We start from the raw sequence: 1369 nt of genomic DNA, 5'->3' as shown, positions 1-1369 counted from the left end.
GCAGTGGTGTCAAACTAATGTTCTGTCCTATTAGTTCTGAAGGGTTATAAAAGTTTGTAGTAAGGACTTTAGTCCTGGATTTTTAAGCACTTAAGTGCTTACTACAAACCCTGTAAAATTAATGGGACAGACCACTAATCAGTCCCGATGCTGGAAATGGTAAATTCAGATTAGAGTTGTCGGGAAATAAAAGATGAGTGAGACAATGCTGGTCTGTCTGCAATTTGGCTTTTCTTAAGCAGCAGTCAAGTAGAAGTTCCATAATCCTGCTGCGGTCAGCATCAAGCGGTCATCAAAGTTTTCAATTCGATTGCGATAAATCACGCTGACGGCATTGTAGCGCTTCACACCAGCAAAGGCATTTTCGCAAACTACACGAGATTGACTCAATTGGCGATTCTCTGCTTTTTGAAGATCACTTAACTCGCCCCCTTTGGGCTTTTTGTGTGGGAGACGGAGATTGTCATACTGCTTTTGTATGCCCTGAAAACCAGAGTCTACCTCAATTGGAATTTCATCAGGTACACTGCCTGCAATGTCATCTTCGTCATGAAAGCGTTTGTCGTGTAATTTGCCTTCTCGCGCCAAGCTTAAGATCAAGATGCGTTTGGTTTCGTCAACCGCTGCTAGGTGTTTACGGGTATGACGCTTCTTTTTACCAGAGTAGTTCTGTTTTTGTTCTTCAGGATCTTGAGGACGGGCAATTGGGCGCTCTGTTCCATCAATCATTACACGTTGGACTCCGGGAAAGCGTGATAAGAATGCTTCAATGCTTTCGATATGGCGTTCTGGTAGTGCCATCTTCTGCCCTAAAGCCGCTTCTAATATTGGTTGCAATCGATGCATCCACTCATGTGCCTGGGAACGATGCATATCAAATAACAGTCCCGCCACATCGAAGGTCGGGTAACATTTGAAGTAAAACAGGATGAAAAACAATTTGTCTTGAGTTGTCAGCAACCGAGCTTTGCGTCCTCCGCCCAAGGCACGTTGACGAGGCTTGCTCTGTTGAGTCTCAAAGTATATGCTGCTAAAGCTGGGCATTAGAGCATCAAATGCTTTCCGGTTCAATCCAGTTAATGCCCGCAACAGTCGATCTTGCTTCAGCGCACCTTCAATATTCAGCATCATCCTTGCCTAGCACTGCTGTCTATTCTCTCTTATTTCCCGACAACTCTACAAAAAACATTTGTCTGTTATTCTCATTTAAGTGGAAAAAATGTATATTTTTAAACATTCCATTGGGAACGGCAGTAATGACGGCAGTATGACGGCGATAGTGCCGTCAAAAACGAAATTTTTCTGGGATTTTGTAAATCTTCTAATGGTAAAATTGACGGCAGTATGACGGCCCTGTTGACGGCCTACA

Annotated in this window: 1 protein-coding gene; it reads right to left on the bottom strand. The window is 43.5% G+C overall.

The features are described 5' to 3' along the window. Nucleotides 1-234: 234 nt before the first annotated feature. Nucleotides 235-1131, bottom strand: coding sequence for a transposase (locus tag A4S05_RS38125; RefSeq protein WP_256091410.1), 897 nt, complete (start codon nucleotides 1129-1131; stop codon nucleotides 235-237). Between the last annotated feature and the right edge of the window lie 238 nt (nucleotides 1132-1369).

It is taken from the genome of Nostoc sp. KVJ20 (genome assembly GCF_001712795.1).
GTDB lineage: Bacteria > Cyanobacteriota > Cyanobacteriia > Cyanobacteriales > Nostocaceae > Nostoc.
This window is presented reverse-complemented; position numbering and strand designations above follow the sequence as displayed.